The sequence below is a fragment of the Litorihabitans aurantiacus genome (assembly GCF_030161595.1).
Taxonomy (GTDB): Bacteria; Actinomycetota; Actinomycetes; order Actinomycetales; family Beutenbergiaceae; genus Litorihabitans; species Litorihabitans aurantiacus.
This window is the reverse complement of sequence record NZ_BSUM01000001.1, coordinates 1,523,343-1,550,178: the sequence shown is the minus strand read 5'-3', so window position 1 is coordinate 1,550,178 and position 26,836 is coordinate 1,523,343. Positions and strand designations below refer to the sequence as shown.

Here is a 26,836-nt window from a genome sequence, read left to right as displayed (position 1 = left end):
GTGAGAGCTCTCCGACACCGCCTCGCGGATCGTGGCCGGGCCGCACCCGCGCGCCTCGGGCTGCGGACCGGCGGGACCTACCGCGGGCGTACGACGGCGCGCACGGCCGCGGGTGCGCTCGTCGCCGTCCGTCCACTGCCGGAGGGCGCGGGGGACCGGCGCCGCACGGTGCATCGGGTCGAGGCGCTGACCGGCCGGACGCACCCGGGCCTCGAACGCGTCCACGGCCTCCACGACGTCGACGGGAGTGGCGTCGTCGTGACCGACCTCGCCGTCGGGCCCACGCTGGGCGAGCTGGTCCGGAGTGCCGACGGCCTCGACGCCGCGGCCTCGCTGAGGGTCCTGCACGACGTCGCCAGCGCACTCGCGGCCCTGCACCGCTGGGGTGTGGTCCACGGCCGGCTCGACGCCGAGCACGTCGTGCTCCGACCCGACGGCGCGGTCCTCGTCGATCTCGTCGCCACCGACGGCTCCGCCGGCGGATCGCGTACCTGCGCGCCCGAGCGCCGGCGCACGCCCGCACGGGACGAGGTCCGACCGACCGCGGCGAGCGACGTGTGGGAGCTCGCGACCCTGGTGGCCGACGTGATGGCGCACGAATCGGGCGTCGAGGGGTACGAGCTCGCACCCGAGGTCCGCGAGATCCTGGAGGCGGCGTGCCGGTCCGATCCCGCTCGGCGCCCGACGGCGACCAGGCTCGCCGAGGTGGTGGCCGCCTCGCCCGGGAGCCTCGTGTCTCGCGCGTCCGACAACGGGCCGACGTGGGGTACGCCCCCGCGCGACGTGCTCGGGGTGACCGACGCGGTGGCCGACGCCGAGCGCGCCGTCGTCCTCGAGGCGCCGACGGCGGTGCACCGGGCACCCCGGGTCCGACGACGCCGGGCACGGGCACGACGGGCCCTGGCGGTTTCGACGGCGGTCGCCGCGTTGGGTGTCGCCGCGGTGACCACCGTGACCTCGGTAGCTCCACCCGGCGCGCGCGAGCCCGGGGGAACGGCGGTGGCTCCGAGCACCGATCGGTCCGTCGCCGCGGCGTTCGAGCGCCGCGACCGCGCGCTCGAGTCTCGGAGCGTCGCGCTGCTGAGCGCCGCCGTCGTCCCGGGAGGTGCGGCGTGGCGCAGGGACACCGCGCTGCTGCGCGAGCTGGTCCGCGAGGACGTCCGCATCTCGGGTCTGCACACGGGAGTGGAGGTCGTCCGCGAGAACGGAGCGGACGGGACGACCGGGTCGGCGCCGGGGGAGGTCGACGCCGGAGGCGACCTCACGGTGGTCGTCACGCAGGCCGCGCACCGGCGCAGCGGTCCGGGGCTGCACGGTGCCACCGCCGTCGTCGGCCCGCGGCCTCCCGCCTGCCTCCGGGTCGTCGCCGTTCCCGCCGCGGCGACGACCCTGCTGAGGGACTGGGAGGCGTGCGGCTGAGCGCGGTCAGCCGCGCAGGATCTGCTCCGCCGCCGGCGCGAGGCGCGGGTGGTCGAACGCGAAACCGTCGGCCAGCAGCGCCGCGGGCAGCGCACGCTGGGACGCCAGCAGGTCGGAGGAGAACTCGCCGAGCGCGATCCGCAGCGCGAGCGCGGGAACGGGGAGGGTGGCGGGCCGGGACAGCGCCCGCGCGAGCACCCGCACCAGCTCGGCGTTGCGCAGGGGCTCGGGTGCGGTGAGGTTCACGGGACCGGTCAGGTCGCCCTCGACGAGGTGGACGAGCGCCCGGACCTCGTCGGCCAGCGAGATCCACGGCCACCACTGCCGGCCGTGCCCGATCGGGCCGGCGACGCCGAGCTTCAGCAGGGGGAGCAGCCGGGCGAGCGCACCGCCGTCGCGCGACAGGACGATCCCGGTCCGCGCGGTCGCGACGGCGACACCGGCCTCGCGCGCCGGTTCCGCAGCCGCCTCCCAGGCGCGGCAGAGGTCGGCGAGGAAGCCCTCGCCCGGGTCGGAGCCCTCGGTGAGCTCGGCGTCGCCGCGGTCGCCGTAGTAGCCGACGGCCGAGGCCGTCACCAGTCGGGGGACGCCGCCGACCTCGGCCACCCGGCGCGCCAGCAGCGACGTGGTGGCGGTGCGCGAGCGCAGGAGCTCGCGCTTGCGCGCGTCCGTCCACCGCTTGTCACCGACCCCGGCGCCCGAGAGCACGACGGCGACGCCGACGCCGTCCAGCGCCTCGGGCGGAAGGACGCCGTCGGTCGGCGACCAGGTGACCTCGGCGGGACCGGTGGCCTCGCGACGCACGAGGTGGCGCACCGCGTGGCCGCGGGCCGTCAGAGCCGTCGTGAGAGCGGAACCGATCAGCCCGGACCCACCGGCCAGGAGGACGGTGGTTCCGGGCTGATCGTCGCTCATCGCGTCTCTCGTCTCGCCGGGGCGGCGTGCGTCAGAGGCCCAGGTCGGCCTCGAACGCACCCTCCTCGAGGCGGCGCTTGACCGCGCTGAGGTAGCGGCCGGCGTCCGCGCCGTCGACCAGGCGGTGGTCGTAGGAGATCGCCAGGTAGACCATCGAGCGGATCGCGATCGCGTCGCCCTCCGGGCCGGAGACGACCACCGGGCGCTTGACGATCGTGCCGACGCCGAGGATCGCGACGTTCGGCACCGGGACGATCGGGGTGTCGAACAGGGCGCCCGCGCTGCCGGTGTTCGTCAGCGTGAACGTGCCGCCGCTCAGCTCGTCCGGGCCGACCTTGTTGTCGCGCGTGCGCGCGGCGAGGTCGTTGATGCCGCCGGCGAAGCCCGCGATGTCCAGGTCGCCCGCGTCCTTGATGACGGGGGTGAGGAGGCCGCGCGGGGTGTCGACGGCGATCGCCAGGTTCTCCCCGGCGGGGTAGACGATCTGGTCGTCCTCGATGCGCGCGTTCAGCTTCGGGAACTGCTGCAGCGCCTCGACGGCGGCCTTCGCGAAGAACGGCAGGTAGGTCAGCTTCTGACCGGTGGACGCCTGGAACTCGTCCTTCTTCGCCGCGCGGAGCTTCGCGACCTTCGTCACGTCGACCTCGACGACGGTCGTCAGCTGCGCCATCGTCTGCAGCGCCTCGACCATGCGGACCGAGATGACCTTGCGCAGGCGCGACATCTTCTCGGTGGTGCCGCGGAGCTCGGACACCTCGTGCGGGGCCGCCGGGGCGGACTGCTGGGCGGCGGGCTCGGAGGCCGGGGCCGCGGCGGGCTTGGCAGCCTCGAGCACGTCCTGCTTGCGGATCCGGCCGCCGACGCCGGAGCCGGAGACGGACGAGAGGTCCACGGCGTGCTCGGCGGCCAGCTTGCGCACCAGCGGCGTCACGTAGATGCCGGACGTGTCGGGGAGCGAGGCGCTCTCCTCCTTGGGGGCGTCCTCCTTGGGAGCGTCCTCCTTGGGGGCCTCGGCCTTGGGCTCCTCCGCCTTTGGCTCCTCCTTCGGGGCCTCCTGCTTGGGGGCCTCGGTCTTCGGAGCCTCCTCCTGCGCGGGAGCCTCGGGCGCGTCGTCGCTCGAGCCGCCAGCCGCGGCGGCGTCGCCGACGATCGCGACGACGGTGCCGACCTCGACCGTCTCGTCCTCCGCGACCTTGATCTCCAGGACCGTGCCGGCCACGGGGAGGGGACCTCGGTGTCGACCTTGTCGGTGGAGACCTCGAGCAGGGCCTCGTCGACCTCGACCGTGTCACCGACCTCCTTGAGCCAGCGCGTCACGGTGCCCTCGGTCACGCTCTCGCCCAGCGCGGGCAGGGTGATCTCGGTACCCTCGCCGCCGCCGGAGCCGGTACCCGCGGAGGGCTTCTCGGCCAGCGCGGGCTCGGTGTCCTCGGAGCTGTCGGGGTCGGCCTGCTCGGGGTCGGAGTCCGCGCCCGAGGAGGCGGGCTGCGCCTCGTCCGCCTCGATGGAGTCCTTCGCCGCGTCGTCGGAGAACGCCGGGGCGTCGCTGCCGCCGTCCGCGCTGCTGTCGCCGTCGCTGTCGTCGCCACCGCCGGAACCGTCACCGATGACCGCGAGCTCCGCGCCGACCTCGACCGTCTCGTCCTCGTCGACGAGGATCTTCTCGACCACACCGGCGACCGGCGAGGGGACCTCGGTGTCGACCTTGTCGGTGGAGACCTCGAGCAGCGGCTCGTCGACCTCGACGCTCTCGCCCACGGCCTTGAGCCACCGCGTCACGGTGCCCTCCGTGACGCTCTCGCCGAGGGCGGGCATCTTCACTGACTCGGACATGGTGTCTCCTTCATTCGGTTCTGCGCTGGTGCGTCGAGCGGAGTCGGGGGTCAGGGCCCGATCACCGCACGCGCCGGCCAGCGCCGCGCAGCGATGGTCGAGGCTCGCGGTCGAGCACCGGTCGGGTTCTATCTTGTCATCGCCGCGGACCGCGGCGTGAACCGGGAGCGGTCAGCGGACCTCGCCGGTGGCCGCGACGTTCTCGAGGTAGGTCAGCAGCGTGCGCACCCCGGCGCCCGTCCCGCCCTTGCCGGTGTAGCCCCAGGGCTTGCCCTCGTTGAAGGAGGGGCCCGCGATGTCGAGGTGCGCCCACGGCGTCGAGCCCGTGAACTCCTTGAGGAACACCGCGGCGGTGAGCATGCCGCCGAACTTCCCGCCGATGTTGGCGAGATCGGCGATCGGGGAGTCGAGACCCTCGCGCAGCTCCTCCGGGAGCGGCATGGCCCACGAGGCCTCGCCCGCCTCGCCCGCGGCCGCGACGACGGCGTCGCGCACGCCGTCGTCGCCCATGACGCCCGTGGTGCGCGCGCCGAGCGCGACCATCTGCGCACCCGTGAGCGTGGCGATGTCGATGACCGCGTCGGGCTCGAGCGCGACGGCGTCCACCAGCGCGTCCGCCATGACCAGGCGACCCTCGGCGTCCGTGTTGAGGATCTCGACAGTCTTACCGCCGCGCATCGTGACGACGTCGCTGGGGCGCTGAGCCGTCCCCGACGGCATGTTCTCCGCCAGGGCCAGGAAGCCCGTCACCCGCACGGGCAGGCCGAGCTCGGCGACCGCGAGCACCGTGTGCAGCACGGACGCGGCGCCGGCCATGTCGCTCTTCATCGTGATCATCGACGTCGGCGGCTTGAGCGAGAGGCCGCCCGAGTCGAAGGTGATGCCCTTGCCGACCAGCGCCACGTGCGCCTTGGCGCGGGCGGGGGAGTAGGACAGCGTGACGAGCCGGGGCTCGTTCACCGACCCCTGGCCGACGCCGACGATCCCGCCGTAGCCGCCCGCGCGCAGCGCGGCCATGTCGGCCACGCTCACCTTGACCTTCGCGGACCCGACGGCGGTGCGCGCCTCGTCCGCGAAAACGGCCGGGGTGAGGTCGGAGGGCGAGGCGTTGACGAGGTCGCGCACCGACGTGACCGCGCGGGCGACGACGCCCGCACGCTCGAGGCCGGCCCTCACGTCCTTGCTGCGGCTCTTCGACGTGACCACGCTGATGGTCTGCTCCGGCTTCGAGGCCGGACGCTCGCGGTAGCGCGTGAAGGCGTAGGCGCCCAGCAGCGCGCCCTCGTAGGCGGCCGCGACGGCGGTCGCGTCCTCCGACGGCGGCACGACGGCGACACGTGCGTGGCGGGAGGCGGCGCGCACGGCGGCGCCCGCGGCCCGGCGGACGAACTCGGCCGTGGGCTCGTGGTCGGCGTCGCCGCCAACTCCGGTGAGCACGACGGCGGAGGCCCGCAGCAGCGGGGAGGCGGGGATGAGCGTGACCTCGTCGGCGCGGCCGGTGAGCCCGAGCGCGGCGACGGCGTCGAGCAGCTCGTCGGTCAGCGCGTCCGAGGCCTCCGCGAGGATCCGAGCCGTCCCGGGTTCCCCGCCGCCGCCGGCGAGGAAGACGACGAGGGCGTCGGTGTCGATGGTCTCGAGCTGGCGGGAGGCGATCACGGGAGTGGACGGCATACCTCGATGGTAGTCGGGGGGACGCGCCCGGGCGGCAGTATCCTGACGCCGTGGGAGTCGTGCTCGTCGTCGTCGGGGTCCTGGCGACCGCGCTCACGGTCTGCTCGATCGTCCGTGCCGCCCGGAACGCACCGGTCACCGGCGGTCAGATCCCGTGGATGATCGTCGTCGAGGCCGCCCTCGTGGTGCAGGCCGGGGTGATCGGCGTCCTGCAGGCGCGCGGTCACCCGGTGGCCGACGCGGTGCTCCTGTGGGGCTACGTCGTCACATCCCTGCTGATGCTCCCCGTGGCGTTCGGGTGGGCGTTCGTCGAGCGCACGCGCTGGAGCTCCGTGGTGCTGGCGATCGCCGCCGCGGTGGTCGTGGTGCTGCAGGTGAGGCTCTGGCAGCTGTGGCAGTGACCGGGTCCGGTCCGGGACCTGCCCGTCGAGGACGTCGAGGAGACGAATGAACGAGCCCGCACGGCCCGACGTCGAGGGACCGCACGACGGCGCCGACCCCCGCCCCCGCGCCTACGGCGCCGGCCGCGCGCTCGTGGCGGTCTACGGCGTCCTGGCCCTGGCGGCCACGGCGCGCTCGCTCTACCAGCTGGGGACGAAGGCGGGCGAGGCGCCGGTTCCTTATGCGCTCTCGGCCCTCGCGGCGGTCGTCTACGTCGTCGCGACGATCGCCCTCGCGCACAACGGCACCCGCATGCGCAGGGTCGCGTGGGTGTGCGTCGTCGTCGAGCTCGTCGGCGTCGTGTCGGTCGGCCTGTGGTCCTACCTCGAACCCTCCGCCTTCCCCGAGGCCACCGTCTGGTCGCACCTCGGTCAGGGGTACGGCTTCGTCCCCGCGGTTCTGCCCGTCCTGGGTCTCGTGTGGCTGTGGCGCTCGGACCCGGGCCGCCGGGCCAGGGCCGAGATCGGCACCCGGACCGCCCGTAGCGCGTCCTAGCGCCGCCCCGCACCCCACCGTTCCGCCGATCACGAGAAGCGAGTCACCCGTGCCCAGCCAGCACAGCCTCTACGACCTCCTCTACCGGACCGTCCTGGTCCGCACGGACGCCGAGCGCGCGCACCACGCTGCCGCGCTCGCGATCGAGGCGGCCGGCCGGTTCGCGCCGACCCGCGCCCTCCTCGGTGCGACCCTCGGGCGGACGGCCGCCGCGTCCGAGGCGCCCGGGGCCGCTGCACCGCTCACCGTGTTCGGCCGCCACCTCACCGGTCCGCTCGGCACGGCCGCCGGCTTCGACAAGGACGCCCGCATGGTGCTCGGCCTCGTGGCGCTGGGGTTCTCCCACGTCGAGATCGGCACCGTGACGGCGCAGGCGCAGCCGGGCAACGACCGCCCCCGGCTCTTCCGGGTCGTCGCCGAGCGTGCGCTGCGCAACCGCATGGGGTTCAACAACGCCGGGTGCGACGCCGTCGCGCTCCGGCTGGCCCGGCTGCGCCGCACGCGGGCGGGTGCCGCCGCCGTCGTCGGGGTCAACATCGGCAAGACCAAGGTGACGCCGGCGGACGACGCCGCGGCGGACTACGCGCGCAGCGCGCGCACGCTCGCCCCGTACGCCGACTACCTGGTCGTCAACGTCTCCAGCCCGAACACCCCCGGTCTGCGCGACCTGCAGGCGACGTCGGCGCTGCGACCGATCCTCCAGGGCGTGCAGGAGGCGGCGGACGCCGCGTCGCACCGCCGCGTCCCCGTGCTGGTCAAGATCGCGCCGGACCTGTCCGACGACGGCGTGCGCGACGTCGTCGCGCTCGTGACGGAGCTGGACCTCGCCGGCGTGGTCGCGACCAACACCACGATCCGCCACGACCACGGGGACGGCGGGGTCTCCGGGGCGCCGCTGCGAATGCGCGCCCGCGAGGTCGTGGCGCTCGTGCGGGCGGAGCTGGGGCGGGAGAAGGTCGTGATCGGGGTCGGCGGCGTCGAGGACGCGGCCGACGTCGCGGCGATGCGGGCGGCCGGCGCGGACCTGGTGCAGGCCTACAGCGCGTTCGTCTACCGCGGTCCGGCGTGGCCCGGGCGGGTCAACCGTGCCGCGCGAGCGGGGTTCAGCCGGGCAGCTGCCCGCGCTTGACCTGCGGCTTCGGCATCCGCGTCACGCGCATCTGGAACGAGCGGAGCACGGCGTACATGATGCTGCCGCGCTGCACCTTGTCCTCGCCGAAGGACTCGCGAAGGCGCTTGCGCACGCGGCGGGCCATGAGGACGGAGTCGAGCACCGCGACGGCCACCAGGCCGTACAGGCCGAGGATCAGCGGCAGGGCGAACTCGGGGCGCTGACCGACGACGAACGTGGCGACCACGAACACGAACGCGACCGGGAGGAAGAACTCGCCGAGCGACCAGCGCGCGTCGACGTAGTCGCGGATGTAGCGACGCTGCGGGCCCTTGTGCTGCAGGGGAGGTAGCGGTCGTCACCCGTGACCATCGCGGCGTTCATCTGCGCACGCGACTCGGCGTTCTTCCTGCGCTGCTCGCTGCGCGCGACCTTGGGGTCGTTGTGCACGAGCGGACGGCGGTTCCTCGCCTCCGCCTCGCGACGCTTCGGGGTCGGACGACCCTTGCCCGCGGCCGCGTCCATCGCGGCGTCGAGGGAGCCGACCTTGTCGGCTCCGGTGGTGGAACCGGGGGCGGGCTGGGAGTCCTTCTTGCGTCCGAACACCCCTCGAGGATAGTCGAGCGGCCGGTAGGTTCTTGTCCGTGCCTGCCACCGAGATCCAGCCGCTGCCCCTGCCCGACGCGCTCGTCGCCGAGCTCCGCGACGCGACGGCGGCGGCCTTCCCCGCCGTCGTGGCCGACCTGGAGGACCTGGTCCGCATTCCGTCGGTGTCGGCGCCGGCGTTCGACCAGACCCACGTCGAGGCCAGCGCGGCCGCCGTCGCCGACCTCCTGCGCGGTGTCGGGCTCGAGCCCGAGATCCTCCGCGTGCCCGGCGGTGCGCCGGCGGTGGTGGCCCACCACGACGCGGGGGAGGGTGCCGCGCACGTCGTGCTCTACGCGCACCACGACGTGCAGCCGCCGGGCGAGGGCTGGAGCAGCCCCGCGTTCGAACCGACCCGGGTGGGCGAGCGGCTCGTGGGCCGCGGTGCCGCTGACGACAAGGCCGGGGTGATGGCGCACGTCGGTGCGCTGCGCGTGCTGCGCGAGCGGTTCGGGCAGGACCTGCCCGTGAGCGTCACCGTCTTCGTCGAGGGCGAGGAGGAGATCGGCTCCCCGACCTTCGCCCCGTTCCTGGCGGCGCACGGGCACCGCGTCGCCGGCGACGTCATCGTCGTGGCCGACTCCGCGAACTGGAAGGTGGGCACGCCGGCGCTGACGACGTCGCTGCGCGGTCTCGTCGACCTCGTGGTGCGGGTCGACGTGCTCGACCACCCGGTGCACTCGGGCATGTTCGGCGGGCCGGTCCTCGACGCGCTGACGCTGCTCGCGCGCCTGGTCGCGACCCTGCACGACGAGGACGGCGCGGTCGCCGTCGCCGGGCTCACCCACGGCACCGCCGCGGCCCTGGACTACCCCGAGGAGATGTACCGCGCGGAGGCGGGTGTGCTCGACGGCGTCGTGCTCGCCGGGCGCGGCACGGTGCAGGACCGGCTCTGGGCCCAGCCCGCGATCGCCGTGATCGGCATCGACGCGCCGAGCGTCGAGCACGCCTCGAACACGCTCGCGGCGACGGCGTCCGCCAAGATCAGCCTCCGGCTCGCCCCCGGTCAGGACCCGCTGGCGGCGCAGGAGGCGCTCACGCAGCACCTCACCGACCACGCCCCCTTCGGTGCCCGCGTGATCATCGATCCGGGGAGCGCGGTCGCCCGTTCCTCGCGCCGGCCGACAGCCCGGCCATGCGGGCGGCCCGCAGCGCGTTCGCGACGGCGTGGGGCGCCGCCCCCGTCGACGTCGGCATGGGTGGGTCGATCCCCTTCATCGCCGACCTGCTCGAGCTCGCCCCCGCGGCGGAGATCCTCATCACCGGCGTCGAGGACCCCGACTCTCGCGCGCACAGCTCCGACGAGTCGGTCCACCTCGGCGAGCTGGAGAAGGCCGTGCTCGCGGAGGTCCTGCTGCTCGCCTCGTTGCGACGCTGACCCACCCGTGCGCGTCCTGCTGACGGCGGGCCACCTCGGCGAGCTGCCCGGGCACGAGGTCGCCGCGGCGCTCGCGCGCGGCTGGGCAGCCCTCGCCCCCGAGGCCGATCTCGTGCACCTGCCGACCTCCGACGGCGATCGCGGCCTGCTGGACGCGGTGGAGGCCGCGCTCGGCGGGCGTCGCGAGGTCGTGACGGTGCCCGCGGGTGACGGAGCGTCCGGCGCGCGGCAGGTGCCCGCCGTCGTGCTGCACTCCGGGGGTACGGCCTGGATCGCGACGGCTGACGTGCTCGGCCGCGGGCGGGACGCGACGCGGACCTCGGCGCGCTCGGGGTCCTCGGCCGGCGTCGGCGCCCTCGTCGCCGCCGCTCGGGACGCGGGAGCCCGGCGGGTGGTGCTGGGCGCCGGCACACCCGCGACCCTGGACGCGGGGACGGGAATGCTGCGCGCGCTGGCCGGACGTGCCGCTTCGCCGTTCGACCCCGACCAGTCCGCGGAGGGTGTTGCGGCCGTCGTCGAGGAGGCCCGACGGCGGTGCACCGGCCTCGAGATCGTGCTCACCGCACCCGAGCTCGTCGCGGCCCGGGGTCTGCGCGGTGCCGCCGCAGCCCTGACGCCCGTGCTCGGGGCGCAGGAGAGTCAGGCGCTCGACACCCGCATCGCCCCGCTCGTGCGCGCGTTCGAGCGGCTCGTCCCCGTGCGGCGCGACCTGCTGGTGGGCGCCGCCGGAGGCTCGGATGGTGCGGCCGGTGCGCAGGCCGACGCCGCGGCGACCGGCGGCACCGGCGGGGGCCTCGGGCTCGCGGTCCTGGCGCTCGGCGGCCGCGTCCTGCCGGGGCCGGCCCTGCTCGCGGCCGAGACCGGGCTGTCACGTCTTTCCGCGGAGCGCGACCTCGTCGTCGTCGTCACGGAGCGGCTCGACCCGGTCGAGGCCGACCGGGGGATCACCGCCGCCGTCGCCGCGGCGGCCGCCGCGCACGGTGTCGCGGTCCTCGCGCTGGCTCCGCACGTGCAGCTCGAGCGGCGCACGGCGGCGTCGGCGGGCATCAGCGCGACGGCACGGCTCGAGGTGGAGTCCGGCGCCGGGCCCGAGGACGTCGCGCGCGCCGTCGACCGCCACGCGCGCGCCTGGCGGTGGTGAGCGCCCGTTCGTGACGGGGTGCGGTGGTGGAGGAGGCCGTGCGCGGATGGTGAACACCGCACCGGGTGGGGCCGCCGCGTCGCGGCGCGGGCGTACGATCGAACGGTGATGCGCGGCTCGTCGGCCGCGCCCCGCCAGCCGAGGAGACACCATGACCGAGACCGTCGCCACGAGCGCCGCCAAGGGCACCGAGGCCACCACGACCTCGATCGCGCCCGACCCCACGCACGAGGTCGGTCTGACCGACGTCGCCGCCGCCAAGGTCCGTTCGCTGCTGGACCAGGAGGGTCGCGACGACCTGCGCCTGCGCGTGGCCGTGCAGCCCGGTGGCTGCTCCGGCCTCATCTACCAGCTCTACTTCGACGAGCGCCTGCTTGAGGGTGACGCGACGCGGGACTTCGACGGCGTCGAGGTCGTCGTCGACCGCATGAGCGTGCCCTACCTCGCCGGGGCGACGATCGACTTCGCCGACACGATCGCGAAGCAGGGCTTCACCATCGACAACCCCAACGCGGGCGGTTCGTGCGCCTGCGGCGACTCGTTCCACTGAGCCGCGCCGACCGCTCCCGCCCGTGACGTCCAGGTGGCGTCCAGGCGGGAGCGGTAGAGATGTGCCCGCGACCACCCGGTTCGCGACGACCGAGGAGAACACTTGCGCCTGCGTCTGCCAGCCCTGACCGCCACCGCGCTCGCCGCAGCACTGCTGCTGGGAGCGTGCGGATCCGACGACGGAGGCGGCGGTGGTGAGGCGTCCGGCGGGGACTCGGTCGGCTTCACCGCATCCGGTGAGTTCGGCGAGAAGCCGACGCTCGAGTTCACGTCCGACGAGCCCTCCGACGAGCTCGAGGTCGAGGTCGTCTCCGAGGGGGACGGCGCCGAGGTCGCCGGCACCGACACGGTCGAGGCGCACTACCTCGGCCAGGTCTTCGGGACCGAGACGGTTTTCGACAACTCCTACGACCGGGGTGCCCCGACCTCCTTCCCGCTGACCGGTGTGATCCCGGGGTGGACGCAGGGGCTGACGGGCCAGAAGGTCGGCTCGCGCGTGCTGCTCTCGATCCCCAGCGAGCTCGGCTACCCGAACGGCCAGGGCGAGGACATCAAGGCCGGCGACACGATCGTCTTCGTCGTCGACATCGTCGACGCCGACGCGGGTCCGGACCCCGACGGTGTGGGGCAGGCCGACGCCGAGCCGACCGGCGCGGAGGTCCCCGTCACGGTCGAGGGCGACCTCGGCGCCCCGATCACGGGCGTCACCGTGACGGAGGGCGCCACGCCGCCCACGGAGGAGTCGACGACCGTGCTGGCCACCGGGACGGGCGAGCCGCTCGCCGCTGGCGACAGCGTCGACCTCCAGTACTTCCTGACGACCTGGGACAACGCCGAGACGGAGACCACCTGGCCGCCCGACGGCGTCGGCGTCCAGCGCGTCACGCTCGACGAGGCGGCCCCGCCGTTCAACGCCCTCATCGGCACCCCGGCGGGCTCTCGGGTGCTCATCCAGGTCCCGGGTGACGAGGCGATGGGCGCCCCCGCCCTCGCCGTCGTGCTCGACATCGTGGCGGAGTGATCGCACCCCGCCGCAGCACCTCGTTCTGACGACCGCGTCCCCCGGCGTCGCCTCCTGGAGGCGGTGCCGGGGGACGCGCCGCATGATGCCGGTCCGCGGCGGGATCCGGGCCCGCTCCGGGCTAAAGTGACGGGGTGTCGACATCGCCTTCCCCCGCACCAGGAAGCTCGCCGTCACGGCGGCTGCCGTCGTAGCGGCGACCGCGCTCGCGGGCTGCTCCGAGGCCGCCCAGCGCGGTTTCCTCCCCGAACAGGCGCCCGGCGCCACCAACCACACCGACATGATCATCTCGTTGTGGAACAACTCGTGGATCGCGGCGCTCGCCGTCGGCGTCCTCGTGTGGGGTCTGCTCCTGTGGTGCGTCGTGGTCTACCGCCGCCGCAAGAACGACAACGAGCTCCCCGTGCAGCTCCGGTACCACGTGCCGCTCGAGCTCATGTACACGTTCGTGCCGATCGTGATGGTGGGCGTGCTGTTCGCCTACACCTCGCGCTCGATGGGCGAGATCCTCGACACCTCGGCCGAGCCCGACGTGAACATCGAGGTCGTCGGCAAGCGGTGGAGCTGGGACTTCAACTACACCGACAGCGACGTGCACTTCTCCGGCGTGCAGGCCCAGCTCGACGACGGCGCCGAGGGCAAGCCCGAGACGTTCCCGACGCTCTACCTGCCCCAGGGCCAGAACGTCGAGATCTCGCTGCGCACGCGCGACGTCAACCACGCGTTCTGGATCCCCGGCTTCCTCATGAAGCTCGACATGATCAGCGGCCGCACCAACACGTTCCAGATCGTCCCCGAGAAGACCGGCGTCTACGAGGGCAAGTGCGCCGAGCTCTGCGGCGAGTACCACGCCTCCATGCTGTTCAACGTGGAGGTCCTCCCGGTCGAGGAGTACGAGGAGAAGATGGACGAGCTCGCCGAGCAGGGCTTCACCGGCGTGCGCGGTCCCGAGTTCGACGTCCAGCAGTTCACCGGCAACAACGACGGCGAGCAGCACCAGGAAGGCAGCGGCAACTGATGGCCATCGACGAGGTCGTGCAGAACGACTCCGCACCGCGTCAGCCCGAGGACCGCGTCCCGGGCCTCGCCCCCGACGTCAGCGCCGCGGCAACGCGATCGTGAAGTGGATGACGTCCACCGACCACAAGACGATCGGGTACATGTACCTGACCACGTCGTTCCTGTTCTTCTGCATCGGCGGCGTCCTCGCGCTCGCGATCCGTGCCGAGCTGTTCGAGCCGGGGCGTCAGCTGTTCACGAGCGCCGAGCAGTACAACCAGTTCTTCACGATGCACGGCGGCATCATGCTGCTGCTCTTCGCGACACCGCTGTTCGCGGGCTTCGCGAACGTGATGGTCCCGCTGCAGATCGGTGCGCCGGACGTCGCGTTCCCGCGGATGAACATGTTCGCGTACTACCTGTACCTGTTCGGCGGCCTCATCGCCGTCGGTGGGTTCCTGACGCCGGAGGGACCGGCCGGCTTCGGGTGGACGTCCTACGTCCCGCTCGCCTCCGAGACGTTCTCGCCCGGTCTGGGTGCGGACCTCTGGCTCGTCGGGTTCGGCCTGACCGGCTTCTCGACGATCTTCGGTGCCGTCAACTTCATCACCACGATCATCTGCATGCGCGCCCCCGGCATGACGATGTTCCGGATGCCGATCTTCACCTGGAACATCCTCATCACCGCGGTGCTCGCGCTGATGGCGTTCCCGATCCTCACGGCCGCCTACTTCGGCCTCATCGCCGACCGCCGCCTCGACGCGATGATCTTCGACCCGGCACTCGGCGGGCCGATCCTGTGGCAGCACCTGTTCTGGTTCTTCGGCCACCCCGAGGTCTACATCATCGCGCTGCCGTTCTTCGGCATCGTCTCGGAGATCTTCCCGGTCTTCAGCCGCAAGCCGATCTTCGGCTACAAGACGCTCGTGCTGGCGACGCTCTCGATCGCTGCGCTGTCCGTGACCGTGTGGGCGCACCACATGTACACGACCGGCGCCGTCATGCTGTCGTTCTTCGCCCTGATGACGATGCTCATCGCGGTGCCGACAGGCGTGAAGTTCTTCAACTGGATCGGCACGATGTGGCGCGGCAAGCTCACGTTCGAGACGCCGATGCTCTGGTCGATCGGGTTCCTGGCGACCTTCCTGTTCGGCGGTCTCACCGGTGTGATCCTCAGCGTGCCGACGCTGGACTTCCAGCTGCACGACACGTACTTCGTCGTCGCACACTTCCACTACGTCGTCTTCGGCACGGTCGTGTTCGCGATGTTCGCCGGCTTCTACTTCTGGTGGCCGAAGTTCACCGGGAAGATGCTGAACGAGCGTCTCGGCAAGGTCCACTTCTGGTTGACGTTCGTCGGCTTCCACACCACCTTCCTCATCCAGCACTGGATCGGCGCGAAGGTGATGCCGCGGCGCTACATCGACTACCTGCCCGAGGACGGCGTGACGCTCTGGAACCAGATCTCCACCGTCGGCGCGTTCATCCTCGCCGCTGCGACCCTGCCGTTCCTCTGGAACGTCATCCGCACCTGGCGCACCGCGCCCCAGGTCGAGGTCGACGACCCGTGGGGCTACGGCCGCTCGCTCGAGTGGGCCACGTCGTGCCCGCCCCCGCGCCACAACTTCAGCTCCATCCCGCGCATCCGCTCGGAGTCGCCGGCGTTCGACCTGCACCACCCCGAGGTCGCCGCCATGGACCACGTCGAGACCGACAAGGGCTTCCTCGACCAGGTCTACGGCAACGCCGACATGCAGGGCTCCATCCAGGAGCGCACCTCGAAGGAACACTCATGAGCACGCAGCAGACCGCCGGACCGGACCGCACGGTGGAGCCCTCCTCCCGCACGCGCCCGCCGATGTACATCGAGACCGTCGTCTTCGGCGCCGGTGTCCCGGTGTTCCTCGCACTCGCGATCGTGTACGGGTTCCTCACCGAGTTCACGGAGTTCGTCGGCTTCATCGGCCTCCTGCTGCTGGCAGGGCTGGCCGGCCTGGTGGCGTTCTTCCTCTTCATCACCGGGCGCACGATCGACGCGCGCCCCGAGGACGACCCGCTCGGCACCATCGAGTCGGCTGCGGGTGAGTACGGCGAGTTCTCCCCGCACTCCTGGTGGCCCTTCGTGCTCGCGATCGGCGCCGCGATCATCTTCTTCGGCGTCGCCGTGGGCTGGTGGGTGTGCGTCGTCGGTGTGATCGTCGGCAGCATCGGCCTCGTGGGCCTCATCTTCGAGTTCTCGCGGGGGCAGCACGCGCACTGAGCGACGCGTGAGGCCGCTGACGGCTGCGAGTGACGGGCGGGTGCTTCGGCACCCGCCCGTCGTCGTCTCCGGCTGAGCCGGAGGGGAGACGCCGACGGGGGCGCCACGCCGGTGCGTGGCGCCCCCGTCGGGCGTGGGTTGAGCGGTCGCTCAGGCGGGCACGATGAGGCCGCCGGCGCCGGCCGTGGTGGCGCGGGCGAGGCGCGCGGCGACGTCGTTCCAGTTCACGATGTTCCAGAACGCGGCGACGTAGTCGGCGCGCACGTTCAGGTAGTCGAGGTAGTAGGCGTGCTCCCACACGTCGAGCATGAGGAGCGGGACGAGGCCGAGGGCGAGGTTGCCCTGCTGGTCGTACAGCTGCACGACGACGGGGCGGGCACCGATCGTGTCCCAGGCCAGCACGGCCCAGCCGGACCCCTGCACGCCGGCGGCGACGGCCGAGAAGTGCTTCTTGAACGCCTCGACGCCGCCGAAGTGGTCCTCGAGGGCCGCGAGGAGCTCGCCGGCGGGCTCGCCCCCTCGGGGGAGAGGTTCTCCCAGAAGACCGTGTGGTTGACGTGGCCACCGAGGTTGAAGGCCAGGTTCTTGGAGTGGAGGTTCACGGCGGCGAGGTCGCCGGACTCGCGAGCCTCGGCCAGCTTCTCGAGCGCGGTGTTGGCGCCCGTCACGTAGGCCTGGTGGTGCTTGTCGTGGTGGAGCTGCATGATCTTGCCGGAGATGTGGGGCTCCAGCGCCGCGTAGTCGTAGGGCAGCTCGGGGAGTGTGTAGCCGGTCATCGAGATTCCTCTCCATCGTGGCGGCCGCACCCGCGTGGTGCGAACGCTCGTACCTCTATTGCAACAGAAACGGCCCCGCTCGCGTTCCGCGAGCAGGGCCGTTTCCCGGCATCTGGTCCCGGGTCGGTCACCCGGGATCGAGCACGTGCGTCAGCCGCGCGTGCTCGCGTTGGTCAGGAGCGCCTCGTTCGAGTCGCCCTGGGCGATCTCGGCGTGCTCGCCGTGGCCGTGAGCCTCCTCGAGCTCGCTCGGGGTGACGGGCTCGACGCGATCGGCGAAGAAGAAGTTCGACACCTTGGAGCGTCGCACCGCGGCCTTGTACCCGGGGCGGCTGACGCCGCGCCCGTTCTCGGCGGGCCCGACCTCGAGGGGGCGCACCGGCTCGTGGCCCACGAGCAGCCAGCGCTCGTGGTCCGTGAGGGGCTGGTGCACCTCGATGTACTCACCCGAGGCGAACCGGACCACACGGCCCGTCTCGTGACCGTGCAGGACGAGCTCGCGGTCCCGGCGCTGCAGCGCGAGGCACATGCGCTTCGTGACGATGAAGCCGATGACCGGCCCGGCGAAGAACAGGACGCGGAACACCCAGGTGATGGCGTTGATCGAGAGCCCGAAGTGGGTCGCGATGATGTCGTTCGACCCGGCCAGGACCAGGATGATGAACGCGGTCAGGACGGCGACGCCGACACCCGTGCGCGTCGGGACGTTCCGCGGGCGGTCGAGCAGGTGGTGCTCGCGCTTGTCACCGGTGGCCCAGGCCTCGATGAACGGGTAGACCGCGAGGATCGTGAACAGCAGGCCGGGGATCACCACGGCCGGGATGAGGACGTTCAGCGAGATCGTGTACCCGCCCCAGACCCACTCGGTCTGACCCGGCATCAGCCGGAGCGAGCCCTCGAGGAACAGCATGTACCAGTCGGGCTGAGCGCCCGCGCCGACGGGCGAGGGGTCGTAGGGGCCGTAGACCCACACGCTGTTGATCGCGAGCGTGGCGCCCATGATGGCCAGCACGCCGAACACCACGAAGAAGAAGCCGCCGGCCTTGGCCACGTACACGGGGAACAGCGGGTAGCCGACCACGTTGCGGTTCGTGCGGCCCGGGCCGGGGTACTGCGTGTGCTTGTGCGCCACGATCAGCACCAGGTGGACAGCGATGAGCGCCAGGATCAGCGCGGGCACCAGCAGGATGTGCGCCGTGAACAGGCGGGGGATGATCTCGGTGCCGGGGAACTCGCCGCCGAAGATCATGTACGACATGTACGAGCCGATGACCGGGATCGACTTCACCACACCGTCGGTGATGCGCAGGCCGTTGCCCGACAGGACGTCGTCGGGGAGCGAGTAGCCGGTGAAGCCGGCGAGCAGGCCGAGGATCATCAGCGTGAAGCCGACGACCCAGTTGAGCTCGCGGGGCTTACGGAAGGCGCCGGTGAAGAAGACGCGCATCATGTGCGTCACGATCGAGGCCATGAACAGCAGCGCCGCCCAGTGGTGGATCTGCCGCATGAGCAGACCGCCGCGCACGTGGAAGGACATGTTCAGGGTCGAGGCGAACGCCTCCGACATCTCCACGCCGCGCATCGCGACCGGGAAGGCGTCGTCCGGGTAGTGCACCTCGGTCATGCTCGGCACGAAGAACATCGTGAGGAACGTGCCGGTCAGGAGCAGGACGACGAAGCTGTACAGGGCGATCTCACCCAGGAGGAACGACCAGTGGTCGGGGAAGACCTTCCGGGCGAACTCCTTGACCATCTTGCCCGCGCCGACGCGGGAGTCGAAGAAGTCGGCCGTCCCGGCCGCCGCCTTCGTCAGGGGGTGGTGGTGCTCAATGGACCTTCTCCTCGTCGGAGACCGGGAGGTCGCCGTAGCGCTCACGCTCCCAGGTGGAGGGGCCGACCATCTCGTGGAAGTCGCTCTGCGCGACGAGGTAGCCCTCGTCGTCCACGGTGATGGGCAGCTGGGGGAGAGCACGCTTGGCGGGACCGAAGACGACCTTGGCGCCGTCGGAGACGTCGAACGTGGACTGGTGGCACGGGCACAGGATGTGGTGGGTCTGCTGCTCGTACAGCGCCACCGGACAACCGACGTGCGTGCAGACCTTGGAGTAGGCCACGATGCCGTCCCACGACCAGCCGGCCCGATCGGGCGCCTCGGTGAGGTCGCCCGGGGCCATCCGGACCATGAGGACGACGGCCTTGGCCTTCTCCTCCAGCATGTGCTCGGCGTTCATCAGGCCGTCGGGGATGACGTGCCAGACGGAACCGATGGTGACCTGCTCGGGGCGGATCAGCGCGCCGTCGGGGTCGCGCGCCAGGCGGACGCCGGGACCCCAGACGGTGTGACGGAACTTGCTGACGTTCCAGTCGCCGCCGAGGTTGCCCACCATGGGGACCACGAAGGCGAGCGGCGCGACGGCGACGGCGGAGACGAGCGCACCCTTGAGCAGGGGGCGCCGGGCGATGCGCGAGTCGTCGGCACCCGCCTGGAGAGCCTCGACGGCGGCGGCGCGGGTGGCGTCGTCACCGCGCTGCGGGTGGCGCTCGTCGACCTGCTCGACGTCGGACATCAGGGCCTTGGCCCAGTGCACGGCCGCGACGCCGATACCGAGCATGCCGATGCCGAGGCCCAGGCCGATGCTCAGCGTCGAGGCGCGGACGCTGCCGAGCGAGGCACCGACGGGGAAGACGAAGTAGCCGACGATGCCGGCGACCGAGGCGACGAGCGACAGCACGAAGATGAGCGTGACCTGGCGCTCGACTCGCTTGGCGCCGTCCTCGGAGTGGTCCGAGAGGCGGTGCTTGTGCTCGGGGAGGCCGGGGTTGACGAACCGGTCGACCGTGCCCTCGCCGACGGAGAGGGCGTCGTTCTCGTGGACCTCGTCGGGATCGCCGACGTTGTCCCGCTTGCTGACGTCGCTCATGAGGACTTGGCTCCGATCCACACCGAGGCGCCGATCAGGACACCCATGCCGATGATCCACACCCACATGCCCTCGGACACGGGTCCGATCGAGCCGAGGTTGGCGCCACCGGGGGAGGAGTCGCCGGCGCGCTGCTCCATCAGGTAGGCGATCACGTCCCGCTTGGCCTCAGGGGTGATGTTCTCCTCGTTGAACACCGGCATCGACTGCGGGCCGGTCAGCATCGCCTCGTAGATCTCGGTCGGCGTGGAGTTGAACAGCGACGGCGCGTACTTGCCCTCGCTGAGCGCACCGCCGGCGCCGACGGCGTTGTGGCACATCGCGCAGTTGGTGCGGAAGACGAGCATGCCGTTGGCCGCGTCGCCCTGGGCGGGGTCGACCTGCTCGGAGTCGGGGATGGCCGGGCCGGGGCCCAGGGTCGCGACGTAGGCGGCGAGCTGCGCGGTCTGCTCGGCGTCGAACTGGACGCCCTTCTCGGGGGCCTGCGGCGCGTTGGCGGCCATCGGCATGCGGCCGGTGCTCACCTGGAAGTGTACCGAGGCGGCACCGACGCCGATCAGCGAGGGCGACGCCGTCGCGCCCTCGGCCGACGGGCCGTGGCAGCTGGCGCAGTTCGCCGCGAACAGCTTCTCGCCGTTCTCGACGTCGTCGGTGGACGCCGCATCGGCGACCGCGGCCTGCGGGGCGGCGACGGCGTAGAGGCCGCCGACGGCCAGGAGCGCGAGCAGCATCAGGACGACGGGTGCGAACCGGTGGCGTCGCGCGGAGGCGAGGGCCTTCACCACGGGGTGTCCTCGTTTCTGTGTGGGGCGGGCGGTGCGGGGTGGAGCGGTGCGGTGGCCATCGGCGGCTACCGAAGGAAGTAGATGACGAAGAAGAGCGCCACCCAGATCACGTCGACGAAGTGCCAGTAGTACGAGACCACGTGGGCCCGGACCTCCTCGCGGTGACCGAACCGCCCGGCCACGAAGGACGAGCCGAGGACGAAGAGGAAGGCGATGAGACCACCCACCACGTGGAGACCGTGAAAACCGGTGGTGAGGTAGAAGACGCTGCCGAACGAGGACGTCGAGATCATCAGGCCGTGCTCCACGAGCTCGGCGTACTCCGTGACCTGACCGCCGATGAAGACGGCGCCCATGATGAACGTCAGCGTGAACCACTCCTGCAGGCCCCACTGGCGCAGGTTCCACAGGCTGCCGGTGCGCCGGGCCTGGTGCCGCTGCGCCGCGATGACGCCGAACTGGCACGTGAAGGAGCTCAGGATCAGGATCGTGGTGTTGACGGTCGCGAACGGCAGGTTCAGCAGGTCGGTCGACGCCGCCCACTCGCCGGGGTCGGAGACGCTGCGGTGCGTGAAGTAGATCGCGAACAGTCCCGCGAAGAACATGAGCTCGCTCGAGAGCCACACGATCGTGCCGACCTGCGTCAGGTTCGGGCGGTCGACACTCACGTGGGCGCTGGGCGCGGTGGTGGCATGGCTGGACACCCCTCCATTATGACGAACGGTCGGCTCCCCGACCTACTCCGACGCGTCGTGGCGGCGCGATCGTGCGGGAAAGCGCGGGGTGCTCCGGTGCGCGCGGCGTGCCGTGCGCACCTGTTCTGACGGCCCCCCGCCACGTGTAAGAAAACGGCCGCTCCGGGTGCGGCGGGCGGTGCGGTGGGTGGTCCGCCAGGCGGCCAGGTCCGCGCGTGGCGGGCGGTCCCGGGGAGCGGCGCGCGAGCGTGCCGCACTAGCATCGGGGCATGAGCGTCGAGCAGACCGCCCGCAGCGCCCGCGTGGTGCTCTACAGCGACGACGCGGCCACGCGAGCCGCCGTCCGGCGTGCCGTGGGGCGGCGGGCCTCGCGCGACACCCCGACCGTCACGTGGGTGGAGGTGGCCACACCCGACGCCATGACCGCCGAGGTCGCCGCCGGCGGCGTCGACCTGCTCGTGCTCGACGGCGAGACCGCCAAGGTGGGTGGGTTCGGACTCGCTCGCGAGGTCAAGGACAGCCACTACGACGCCCCGCCGGTGCTGCTCCTCGTGGCCCGGCCCCAGGACGCCTGGATCGCCGCGTGGTCGCAGGCGGACGCGACGGTGCCGCACCCGCTGCGACCGATCGAGGTCGCCGAGGCCGTCGCGGCGCTCCTGCGCGCTCGCGTGGCTCCCGCGGCCGCGAGCCCCTCGGCATGACGGCCTGGTCGGAGCTGCTCGGCCGACTCGTCTCCGGCGGCGACCTCAGCGCCGCCCAGGCGCGCGGGGCGATGGAACAGGTCATGGCGGGCGACGTCACGCCGGTCGCCCTGGCCGGTCTGCTGGTCGCGCTGGCGGCCAAGGGCGAGACCGTCGAGGAGCTGGGCGGATTCGCCGACGCCATGGTCTCGGCCGCCGTACCGCTGCCCGTGCAGGGGCGCACGGTCGACATCGTCGGGACCGGTGGCGATCGCCACCGCTCCGTGAACATCTCCACGATGGCCGCTCTCGTGGCCGCCGGCACCGGTCTGCGCGTGGTCAAGCACGGCAACCGCGCGGCGTCGTCCGCCTCGGGTGCGGCCGACGTCCTCGAGGCGCTCGGCGTCCGGCTCGACGCCGCCCCCGCGCGCGTCGCGGACCTCGCGCACGAGGTCGGCATCACGTTCGCGTTCGCCCAGGTGTTCCACCCCTCGATGCGCCACGCCGGTCCGGCGCGGCGTGAGCTCGGCATCCCGACGGTCTTCAACGTCCTGGGGCCGCTCACGAACCCGGCCCGCCCGGCGGCGGGGGCGATCGGCGTCGCGAACGCCCGGATGGCGCCCCTGATGGCCGGAGTCTTCGCCGAGCGAGGCTCGAGCGTGCTGCTCTACCGCTCCGGTGACGGGCTCGACGAGTGGGCGACGACGGCGCCCGCGCGGATCTGGGAGGTCTCGGGCGGGCGCGTGGTCGAGCACGAGATCGACGCGGTGACGGCCTTCGGGATGCCGCGCGCGACGCTCGAGGACCTCCGCGGCGCCGACGCCGCCTTCAACGCGGACGTGGTGCGCCGGGTCCTGGCGGGTGAGCGGGGACCGGTCCGCGACGCCGTCGTGCTCGGCGCGGCCTCCGCCGTCGTCGCCGACGGCACGCGCACGGGCGACGGCGAGCTGGTCGAGCGGATGCGCGAGGGGATCGCGATCGCGCAGGAGTCGATCGACTCCGGTGCCGCGGCGGGGGCGCTCGAGCGGTGGGTCACCGCGAGCGCGGCGTCCCCGGTCGGCTGAGACGACGACCGGGCGGCGACGACCGGGCGGATCAGTCCTCGGCGCCGATCGAGAACGCCTGGGCGAGGTCGTGCTCGGAGTACGTGCGGAACGCGATGTACGTGCGGGTGCCGACGACGCCGGGCACCTTGCCGATCCGGTCGGCGATGACCTCGGCGAGGTCCTCGTGGCGACGGACGCGGACCATCGCGACCAGGTCGGTGTCGCCGGTCACGGAGTAGACCTCCGTGACGCCGTCGATCGCCGCGACCTCCTCGCAGACCTCGGGGATGCGGGCGACGTCGGCGTCGACGAGGGCGATGGCGGTGATCATGCGCCCAGCCTACGCAGCGGCGGACTCGGCGTCTCGGCCGTCGCCGTCCCTGTCGGGGGACGGCGCGGCACCGAGGCGGGCGGCGAGGTCGCTGAGGGCGTGGTCGGCCCCGCGCACGGGCCGAGCCAGCGCCGGACCGTCGGACAGCGCGATCAGGCGCACGCCGGGCTGCTCCCACCAGCGCGCGAGCAGCTCCGTCTCCTCCACGAGCGCGGCGCCCGCCCAGGTCGTGGGCTCGGGGACGTCCTCCGCCGTCGGGATCATCGCCGCGACGAGCGTCAGGACGTCGGCGGCGCGCCGGGTCACCGCGCTGGCGGCGAGCCGCCCGTGACGGGCCACCACGACCTCCCAGCCCGCCGGTGTCGGACGTGCGGCGACGAGCTCGCGCGGGCGTGACGTCCGCAGCCGCTGGGCGCGCTGGGCTCCGCGCAGGAGCGCCTGCACGCGGTCCCGCTCGCGCGCGGCCTCCTCGTAGCGCTGCTGCGCGCTGAGCTCGGCGATGCGGCGGGCCGCGTGGTTCAGGAGGCCGGTGCCGTCGCCGTCGCAGAACGCGGCGAAAGCCGACACGGTGCCGGCGTACGCCTGCGGGGTGGTACCCCCGATGCACGGGGCGGCGCACCGCCCCAGATCGGCCAGCGCGCAGGCCGACGCGCCGGCGGCGGGCCGGGCGGGGAGGCGGGCCGTGCAGGCGCGCAGGCCGAAGGTCCCCTGGATCGCCTCCAGCGCGAGCACCGCCTGGGCGCGGTTGCGGAACGGTCCCAGCACCCCGCTCGTCTGGGTCAGCGGCACGGTGCGGACGATCGAGGCCCGCGGGAAGGCCTCGTCCGTGAGGCGGATCCAGGGCTCGGTCGACGGCGACCGGGAGCGCCGGTTGTACGGGGGCCGGTGCTGGGCGATCAGTCGCAGCTCGCGGATCGACGCCTCCAGCGGCGTCGCGCAGACGATCGGGTGCACGCGGGCGGCGACGGTCACCATCTCCGTCATCCGGCGACGCTTCTCGGAGGCGGTGAAGTAGCTCCGCACGCGGGTGCGCAGGTCCGTGGCCGTCCCGACGTAGAGGATGCGGCCGGCCCCGTCGAGGAACTGGTAGACGCCCGGTGCGCTCGGGAGTCCGTCCGCGAGCGTGACCTTCCGCCGCCGTGCCTCGGGCACGGGGTCGGAGGCCGTGACCAGATCCTCCAGGTGGGTCACGCCCAGGGGTGCGAGCCGTCCGAGCAGCCCGTGCAGCACGTCGACCGTGGCCCGGGCGTCCGTCAGCGCCCGGTGGTCGGGGACCACGCCGGCCGCGAACAGGCGCGCGAGGCTCCCGAGCTTGTGGTTGGGGGCCTCGTCACGTGTCACGACGCGCCGAGCGAGCGCGACCGTGTCGACCACGGGTGGCGCGGGCCAGGTGGCACCCATGCGCTCGAACCCCGCGCGCAGGAACCCGACGTCGAACCGGGCGTTGTGCGCGACGAGGACGGCACCGCGCGCGAACTCGCCGAACGTGACGAGCGCGTCCTCCTGACCGGGGGCGTCCACCACCATGGCGTCGGTGATCCCGGTCAGCACCGTGATCTGCGGCGGGATCGCGCGGCCCGGGTTGACGAGCGTGCCGAGCTCACCCAGGACCACGCCGCCGCGCACCCGCACCGCACCGATCTCGGTGATCCGGTCCGCGTGCGGCGATCCGCCGGTGGTCTCGAGGTCCACCACCACGAACTCGACCTCGTGCAGCGGCAGGCCGTCGGCGAGCAGCGAGGGCTGCAGCGCGAGCTGCGGGGCGGGAGCGGTGGTCACGGGCCGACCCTAGGTCCGGGCACCGACATCGACCCGGCGGCGCTCCGGAGGCCGGACGCTGGACGCCCGTTCACCGACCGGCGCCCGGGACCGGCCGGAACGTGCTCAGGACCGCGAGGCGGCCGCGTCGCGGTACAGCTCCTCCAGCGTGCCGGCGAGGTCGCGCAGGACGGCCGAGCGCTTCACCTTCATCGACGGCGTGAGGTAGTCGTTCGCGATCGTGAAGTCGGTCTCGAGGATGCGGAACTCGCGGATCGACTCCGCACGCGAGACGTGGGAGTTCGCGCGGTCGACGGCGCTGCCGACCGCGGCGCGCACGTCGGGGTCGGTCACGGCCTGGGCCAGGGTCATCTCGTCCTTGCCCTGGGCGGCGAGCCACCCGGGGAGCATCTCGGAGTCGATCGTGACGAGCGCCGCGATGAAGGGGCGGCCCTCACCCACGACGAGGCACTGGCTGACCAGCGGGTGGGCCCGGATCGCGTCCTCGAGCTGCGCCGGGGCGACGTTCTTGCCGCCCGCGGTCACGATGATCTCCTTCTTGCGACCGGTGATGCGGGCGTAGCCGTCCGCGTCGAGCTCGCCGAGGTCGCCCGTGTGGAACCACCCGTCGACCACGGCCTCCGCCGTCGCGGCCTCGTTGTTGTGGTAGCCGCGGAAGACGGCGACACCGCGGGCGAGGATCTCGCCGTCGGGCGCGATCCGCAGCTGGTTGCCGCGCAGCGGCGGGCCCACGGTCCCGATCTTGACCTTCGAGGGCACGTTGACCGAGAGCGGCGCGGTGGTCTCGGTCAGCCCGTAGCCCTCGAGCACGGTGAGGCCGACGCCACGGAAGAAGTGGCCGAGACGCTCGCCGAGCGGACCGCCGCCGGAGACGGCGTACGTGAGCCGGCCACCCATGACGGACTGGATCTTGGAGAGCACGAGCTTGTGGGCGAGCCGGTAGCGCAGGTTCAGCAGGGCGCCCGGTCGTCCGCCGTCGTCCTGCGCCCGCGACCACGCGCCGGCCGTTCCCGCCGCCCACGCGAAGATCTTGCCCTTGCCACCGGCGATCGCCTTCTGCTCGGCCGAGTTGTAGACCTTCTCGAAGACGCGCGGCACCGCGAGGATGAGGGTCGGCCGGTAGGTCCCGAGGTCCGTCACGATGCCGGAGGGGTCGGGGGTGTGACCCAGCGGGATGCGGCCGGCGAGCGCGAGGATCTCCACGAAGCGGGCGAAGACGTGCGCCAGCGGCATGAACAGCAGCGTCGAGGCCCCCTCCTGGTGGACGATCTCGCTGAGGTCCTCCACGGCGCTGCGCGCCAGCAGCACGAAGTTGCCGTGCGTGAGCTCCGCGCCCTTGGGACGGCCGGTGGTGCCCGAGGTGTAGATGATGGTCGCGAGGTCGGCGAGGCCGACGGCGGCCGAGGCGTCGCGGACGCGCTCGGGGTCGACGTCGGTCCCGGAGGCCGTCACGGTCGCGAGGTCACCGGCGTCGATCTGCCACACGACGCGCAGGTCGGGTGCCTCCGCGCGGGCCGCCTCGACCACCTCGGCGTGGGCGGGGGTCTCGACGATCACGGCGACGGCGCCCGAGTCGGAGAGGATCCACGCCGCCTGCGACACGGACGAGGTCTCGTAGACCGGGACCGGGACGGCCCCGGCGTACCAGATGGCGACGTCCGCCAGCGTCCACTCGTAGCGCGTGCGCGACATGATCCCGACGCGCTCGCCGGGGACGACGCCCTGCGCGAGGAGACCGCGCGCGAGGGCGATCGCCTGGTCGCGGAACTCCGCCACGCTCACGCTGCGCCACCCCGCGCCGTCGGGCACGCGGTACAGCTCCGCCGCGGGGGTGCGCTCGTGGTGGTCCTCGAGCAGGTCGGTGATGCTGAACGTCGCGGGGACGTCCGGGGCGGGGGAGAGTCGCGTCGTGTCCATCGTGGCTCCTTTGTCCGATGTAGCAGCAT

At 72.8% G+C, this 26,836-nt stretch carries 21 protein-coding genes and 4 pseudogenes; 13 read left to right on the top strand and 12 right to left on the bottom strand.

The window, feature by feature from the left end:
• A complete protein-coding gene (locus QQK22_RS07215) occupies nt 1-1,419 on the top strand; it encodes a protein kinase (RefSeq protein ID WP_284250313.1) in 1,419 nt (472 codons plus the stop codon).
• A 6-nt stretch (nt 1,420-1,425) separates the two neighbouring features.
• On the opposite strand, the gene QQK22_RS07210 is transcribed toward QQK22_RS07215, so the two are convergent.
• The 3 genes and pseudogenes from QQK22_RS07210 to QQK22_RS07200 form a co-directional block, all read right to left on the bottom strand.
• The gene (locus tag QQK22_RS07210) at nt 1,426-2,334 is read right to left on the bottom strand and encodes a TIGR01777 family oxidoreductase (RefSeq protein ID WP_284250312.1); all 909 of its coding nucleotides are present in this window, start codon (nt 2,332-2,334) and stop codon (nt 1,426-1,428) included.
• A 31-nt stretch (nt 2,335-2,365) separates the two neighbouring features.
• Nucleotides 2,366-4,167 (bottom strand): annotated as a pseudogene (gene sucB / locus QQK22_RS07205) (2-oxoglutarate dehydrogenase, E2 component, dihydrolipoamide succinyltransferase).
• A gap of 171 nt (nt 4,168-4,338) precedes the next feature.
• Nucleotides 4,339-5,838 carry a leucyl aminopeptidase gene (locus QQK22_RS07200; protein ID WP_284250311.1) on the bottom strand — a complete coding sequence of 500 codons (1,500 nt, stop codon included), beginning with the start codon at nt 5,836-5,838 and terminating at the stop codon, nt 4,339-4,341.
• Between the two features lie 50 nt (nt 5,839-5,888).
• Here QQK22_RS07200 and QQK22_RS07195 point away from each other — a divergent pair, with 50 nt between their 5' ends.
• Genes QQK22_RS07195 through QQK22_RS07185 form a run of 3 tightly spaced genes read left to right on the top strand, consistent with a single transcriptional unit; the run spans nt 5,889 to nt 7,903 of the window.
• On the top strand, nt 5,889-6,239 hold the full coding sequence (locus QQK22_RS07195; protein WP_284250310.1) for a hypothetical protein: 351 nt from the start codon (nt 5,889-5,891) through the stop codon (nt 6,237-6,239).
• Between the two features lie 46 nt (nt 6,240-6,285).
• Complete coding sequence (locus tag QQK22_RS07190; protein ID WP_284250309.1) at nt 6,286-6,774, top strand: hypothetical protein; 489 nt, start codon at nt 6,286-6,288, stop codon at nt 6,772-6,774.
• Between the two features lie 49 nt (nt 6,775-6,823).
• On the top strand, nt 6,824-7,903 hold the full coding sequence (locus tag QQK22_RS07185) for a quinone-dependent dihydroorotate dehydrogenase (RefSeq protein ID WP_284250308.1): 1,080 nt from the start codon (nt 6,824-6,826) through the stop codon (nt 7,901-7,903).
• Here the strand turns inward: QQK22_RS07185 and QQK22_RS07180 are convergent.
• A pseudogene (locus tag QQK22_RS07180) lies at nt 7,878-8,410 on the bottom strand (DUF3043 domain-containing protein). The gene QQK22_RS07185 and the pseudogene QQK22_RS07180 overlap by 26 nt on opposite strands.
• Before the next feature lie 119 nt (nt 8,411-8,529).
• On the opposite strand from QQK22_RS07180, the pseudogene QQK22_RS18655 reads away from it, so the two are divergent.
• From QQK22_RS18655 to QQK22_RS07150, 7 genes and pseudogenes are all read left to right on the top strand, one after another.
• A pseudogene (locus QQK22_RS18655) lies at nt 8,530-9,908 on the top strand (dipeptidase).
• A 7-nt stretch (nt 9,909-9,915) separates the two neighbouring features.
• The gene (locus tag QQK22_RS18650; protein ID WP_348525529.1) at nt 9,916-11,049 is read left to right on the top strand and encodes a glycerate kinase; all 1,134 of its coding nucleotides are present in this window, start codon (nt 9,916-9,918) and stop codon (nt 11,047-11,049) included.
• Nucleotides 11,050-11,200: 151 nt separating this feature from the next.
• On the top strand, nt 11,201-11,599 hold the full coding sequence (locus QQK22_RS07170; protein ID WP_284250306.1) for a HesB/IscA family protein: 399 nt from the start codon (nt 11,201-11,203) through the stop codon (nt 11,597-11,599).
• Between the two features lie 102 nt (nt 11,600-11,701).
• Nucleotides 11,702-12,619 (top strand): FKBP-type peptidyl-prolyl cis-trans isomerase, encoded by a 918-nt coding sequence (locus QQK22_RS18645; protein WP_348525528.1) that lies wholly within the window; start codon nt 11,702-11,704, stop codon nt 12,617-12,619.
• 142 nt (nt 12,620-12,761) lie between these two features.
• Nucleotides 12,762-13,637 carry an aa3-type cytochrome oxidase subunit II gene (ctaC, locus tag QQK22_RS07160; protein ID WP_431310185.1) on the top strand — a complete coding sequence of 292 codons (876 nt, stop codon included), beginning with the start codon at nt 12,762-12,764 and terminating at the stop codon, nt 13,635-13,637.
• A gap of 97 nt (nt 13,638-13,734) precedes the next feature.
• Nucleotides 13,735-15,414 carry an aa3-type cytochrome oxidase subunit I gene (ctaD, locus tag QQK22_RS07155; protein ID WP_284252617.1) on the top strand — a complete coding sequence of 560 codons (1,680 nt, stop codon included), beginning with the start codon at nt 13,735-13,737 and terminating at the stop codon, nt 15,412-15,414.
• Complete coding sequence (locus QQK22_RS07150) at nt 15,411-15,878, top strand: cytochrome c oxidase subunit 4 (protein WP_348525527.1); 468 nt, start codon at nt 15,411-15,413, stop codon at nt 15,876-15,878. The genes ctaD and QQK22_RS07150 overlap by 4 nt, the downstream gene beginning before the upstream one ends.
• A gap of 150 nt (nt 15,879-16,028) precedes the next feature.
• On the opposite strand, the pseudogene QQK22_RS07145 reads toward QQK22_RS07150, so the two are convergent.
• The 5 genes and pseudogenes from QQK22_RS07145 to ctaE all read right to left on the bottom strand — a co-directional run bounded on the left by QQK22_RS07145 (nt 16,029) and on the right by ctaE (nt 21,063).
• Nucleotides 16,029-16,654: pseudogene (locus QQK22_RS07145) on the bottom strand (superoxide dismutase).
• 150 nt (nt 16,655-16,804) lie between these two features.
• Nucleotides 16,805-18,529, bottom strand: a complete 1,725-nt coding sequence (gene qcrB / locus QQK22_RS07140; protein ID WP_431310144.1) for a cytochrome bc1 complex cytochrome b subunit — start codon at nt 18,527-18,529, stop codon at nt 16,805-16,807.
• Nucleotides 18,480-19,574 (bottom strand): cytochrome bc1 complex Rieske iron-sulfur subunit, encoded by a 1,095-nt coding sequence (gene qcrA / locus QQK22_RS07135; protein WP_284250304.1) that lies wholly within the window; start codon nt 19,572-19,574, stop codon nt 18,480-18,482. Before qcrA ends, qcrB begins: the two co-directional genes overlap by 50 nt.
• Nucleotides 19,571-20,356 carry a cytochrome bc1 complex diheme cytochrome c subunit gene (qcrC, locus tag QQK22_RS07130; protein WP_284252611.1) on the bottom strand — a complete coding sequence of 262 codons (786 nt, stop codon included), beginning with the start codon at nt 20,354-20,356 and terminating at the stop codon, nt 19,571-19,573. The genes qcrA and qcrC overlap by 4 nt, the downstream gene beginning before the upstream one ends.
• Before the next feature lie 68 nt (nt 20,357-20,424).
• The gene (ctaE, locus tag QQK22_RS07125; protein WP_284250303.1) at nt 20,425-21,063 is read right to left on the bottom strand and encodes an aa3-type cytochrome oxidase subunit III; all 639 of its coding nucleotides are present in this window, start codon (nt 21,061-21,063) and stop codon (nt 20,425-20,427) included.
• A gap of 260 nt (nt 21,064-21,323) precedes the next feature.
• Here ctaE and QQK22_RS07120 point away from each other — a divergent pair, with 260 nt between their 5' ends.
• Entirely contained in the window at nt 21,324-21,755 is a 432-nt protein-coding gene (locus QQK22_RS07120) for a response regulator transcription factor (RefSeq protein WP_284250302.1), read from the top strand.
• Nucleotides 21,752-22,798 carry an anthranilate phosphoribosyltransferase gene (gene trpD, locus QQK22_RS07115; RefSeq protein ID WP_284250301.1) on the top strand — a complete coding sequence of 349 codons (1,047 nt, stop codon included), beginning with the start codon at nt 21,752-21,754 and terminating at the stop codon, nt 22,796-22,798. The genes QQK22_RS07120 and trpD overlap by 4 nt, the downstream gene beginning before the upstream one ends.
• A gap of 31 nt (nt 22,799-22,829) precedes the next feature.
• On the opposite strand, the gene QQK22_RS07110 is transcribed toward trpD, so the two are convergent.
• The 3 genes from QQK22_RS07110 to QQK22_RS07100 all read right to left on the bottom strand — a co-directional run bounded on the left by QQK22_RS07110 (nt 22,830) and on the right by QQK22_RS07100 (nt 26,807).
• Nucleotides 22,830-23,111 carry an Lrp/AsnC family transcriptional regulator gene (locus QQK22_RS07110; protein ID WP_284250300.1) on the bottom strand — a complete coding sequence of 94 codons (282 nt, stop codon included), beginning with the start codon at nt 23,109-23,111 and terminating at the stop codon, nt 22,830-22,832.
• 9 nt (nt 23,112-23,120) lie between these two features.
• On the bottom strand, nt 23,121-24,890 hold the full coding sequence (locus tag QQK22_RS07105; protein WP_284250299.1) for a DEDD exonuclease domain-containing protein: 1,770 nt from the start codon (nt 24,888-24,890) through the stop codon (nt 23,121-23,123).
• 105 nt (nt 24,891-24,995) lie between these two features.
• On the bottom strand, nt 24,996-26,807 hold the full coding sequence (locus QQK22_RS07100; protein ID WP_284250298.1) for an AMP-dependent synthetase/ligase: 1,812 nt from the start codon (nt 26,805-26,807) through the stop codon (nt 24,996-24,998).
• Nucleotides 26,808-26,836 lie beyond the last annotated feature (29 nt).

Excerpts from the sequence above, each read along its gene's own strand:
- QQK22_RS07200 (WP_284250311.1), bottom strand. The coding sequence starts at position 5,838 with ATGCCGTCCACTCCCGTGATCGCCTCCCGCCAGCTCGAGACCATCGAC.
- qcrA (WP_284250304.1), bottom strand. The coding sequence starts at position 19,574 with ATGAGCGACGTCAGCAAGCGGGACAACGTCGGCGATCCCGACGAGGTC.
- QQK22_RS07210 (WP_284250312.1), bottom strand. The coding sequence starts at position 2,334 with ATGAGCGACGATCAGCCCGGAACCACCGTCCTCCTGGCCGGTGGGTCC.
- QQK22_RS07150 (WP_348525527.1), top strand. The coding sequence starts at position 15,411 with ATGAGCACGCAGCAGACCGCCGGACCGGACCGCACGGTGGAGCCCTCC.
- trpD (WP_284250301.1), top strand. The coding sequence starts at position 21,752 with ATGACGGCCTGGTCGGAGCTGCTCGGCCGACTCGTCTCCGGCGGCGAC.
- QQK22_RS07190 (WP_284250309.1), top strand. The coding sequence starts at position 6,286 with ATGAACGAGCCCGCACGGCCCGACGTCGAGGGACCGCACGACGGCGCC.
- QQK22_RS07120 (WP_284250302.1), top strand. The coding sequence starts at position 21,324 with ATGAGCGTCGAGCAGACCGCCCGCAGCGCCCGCGTGGTGCTCTACAGC.
- QQK22_RS07170 (WP_284250306.1), top strand. The coding sequence starts at position 11,201 with ATGACCGAGACCGTCGCCACGAGCGCCGCCAAGGGCACCGAGGCCACC.
- QQK22_RS07100 (WP_284250298.1), bottom strand. The coding sequence starts at position 26,807 with ATGGACACGACGCGACTCTCCCCCGCCCCGGACGTCCCCGCGACGTTC.
- QQK22_RS07110 (WP_284250300.1), bottom strand. The coding sequence starts at position 23,111 with ATGATCACCGCCATCGCCCTCGTCGACGCCGACGTCGCCCGCATCCCC.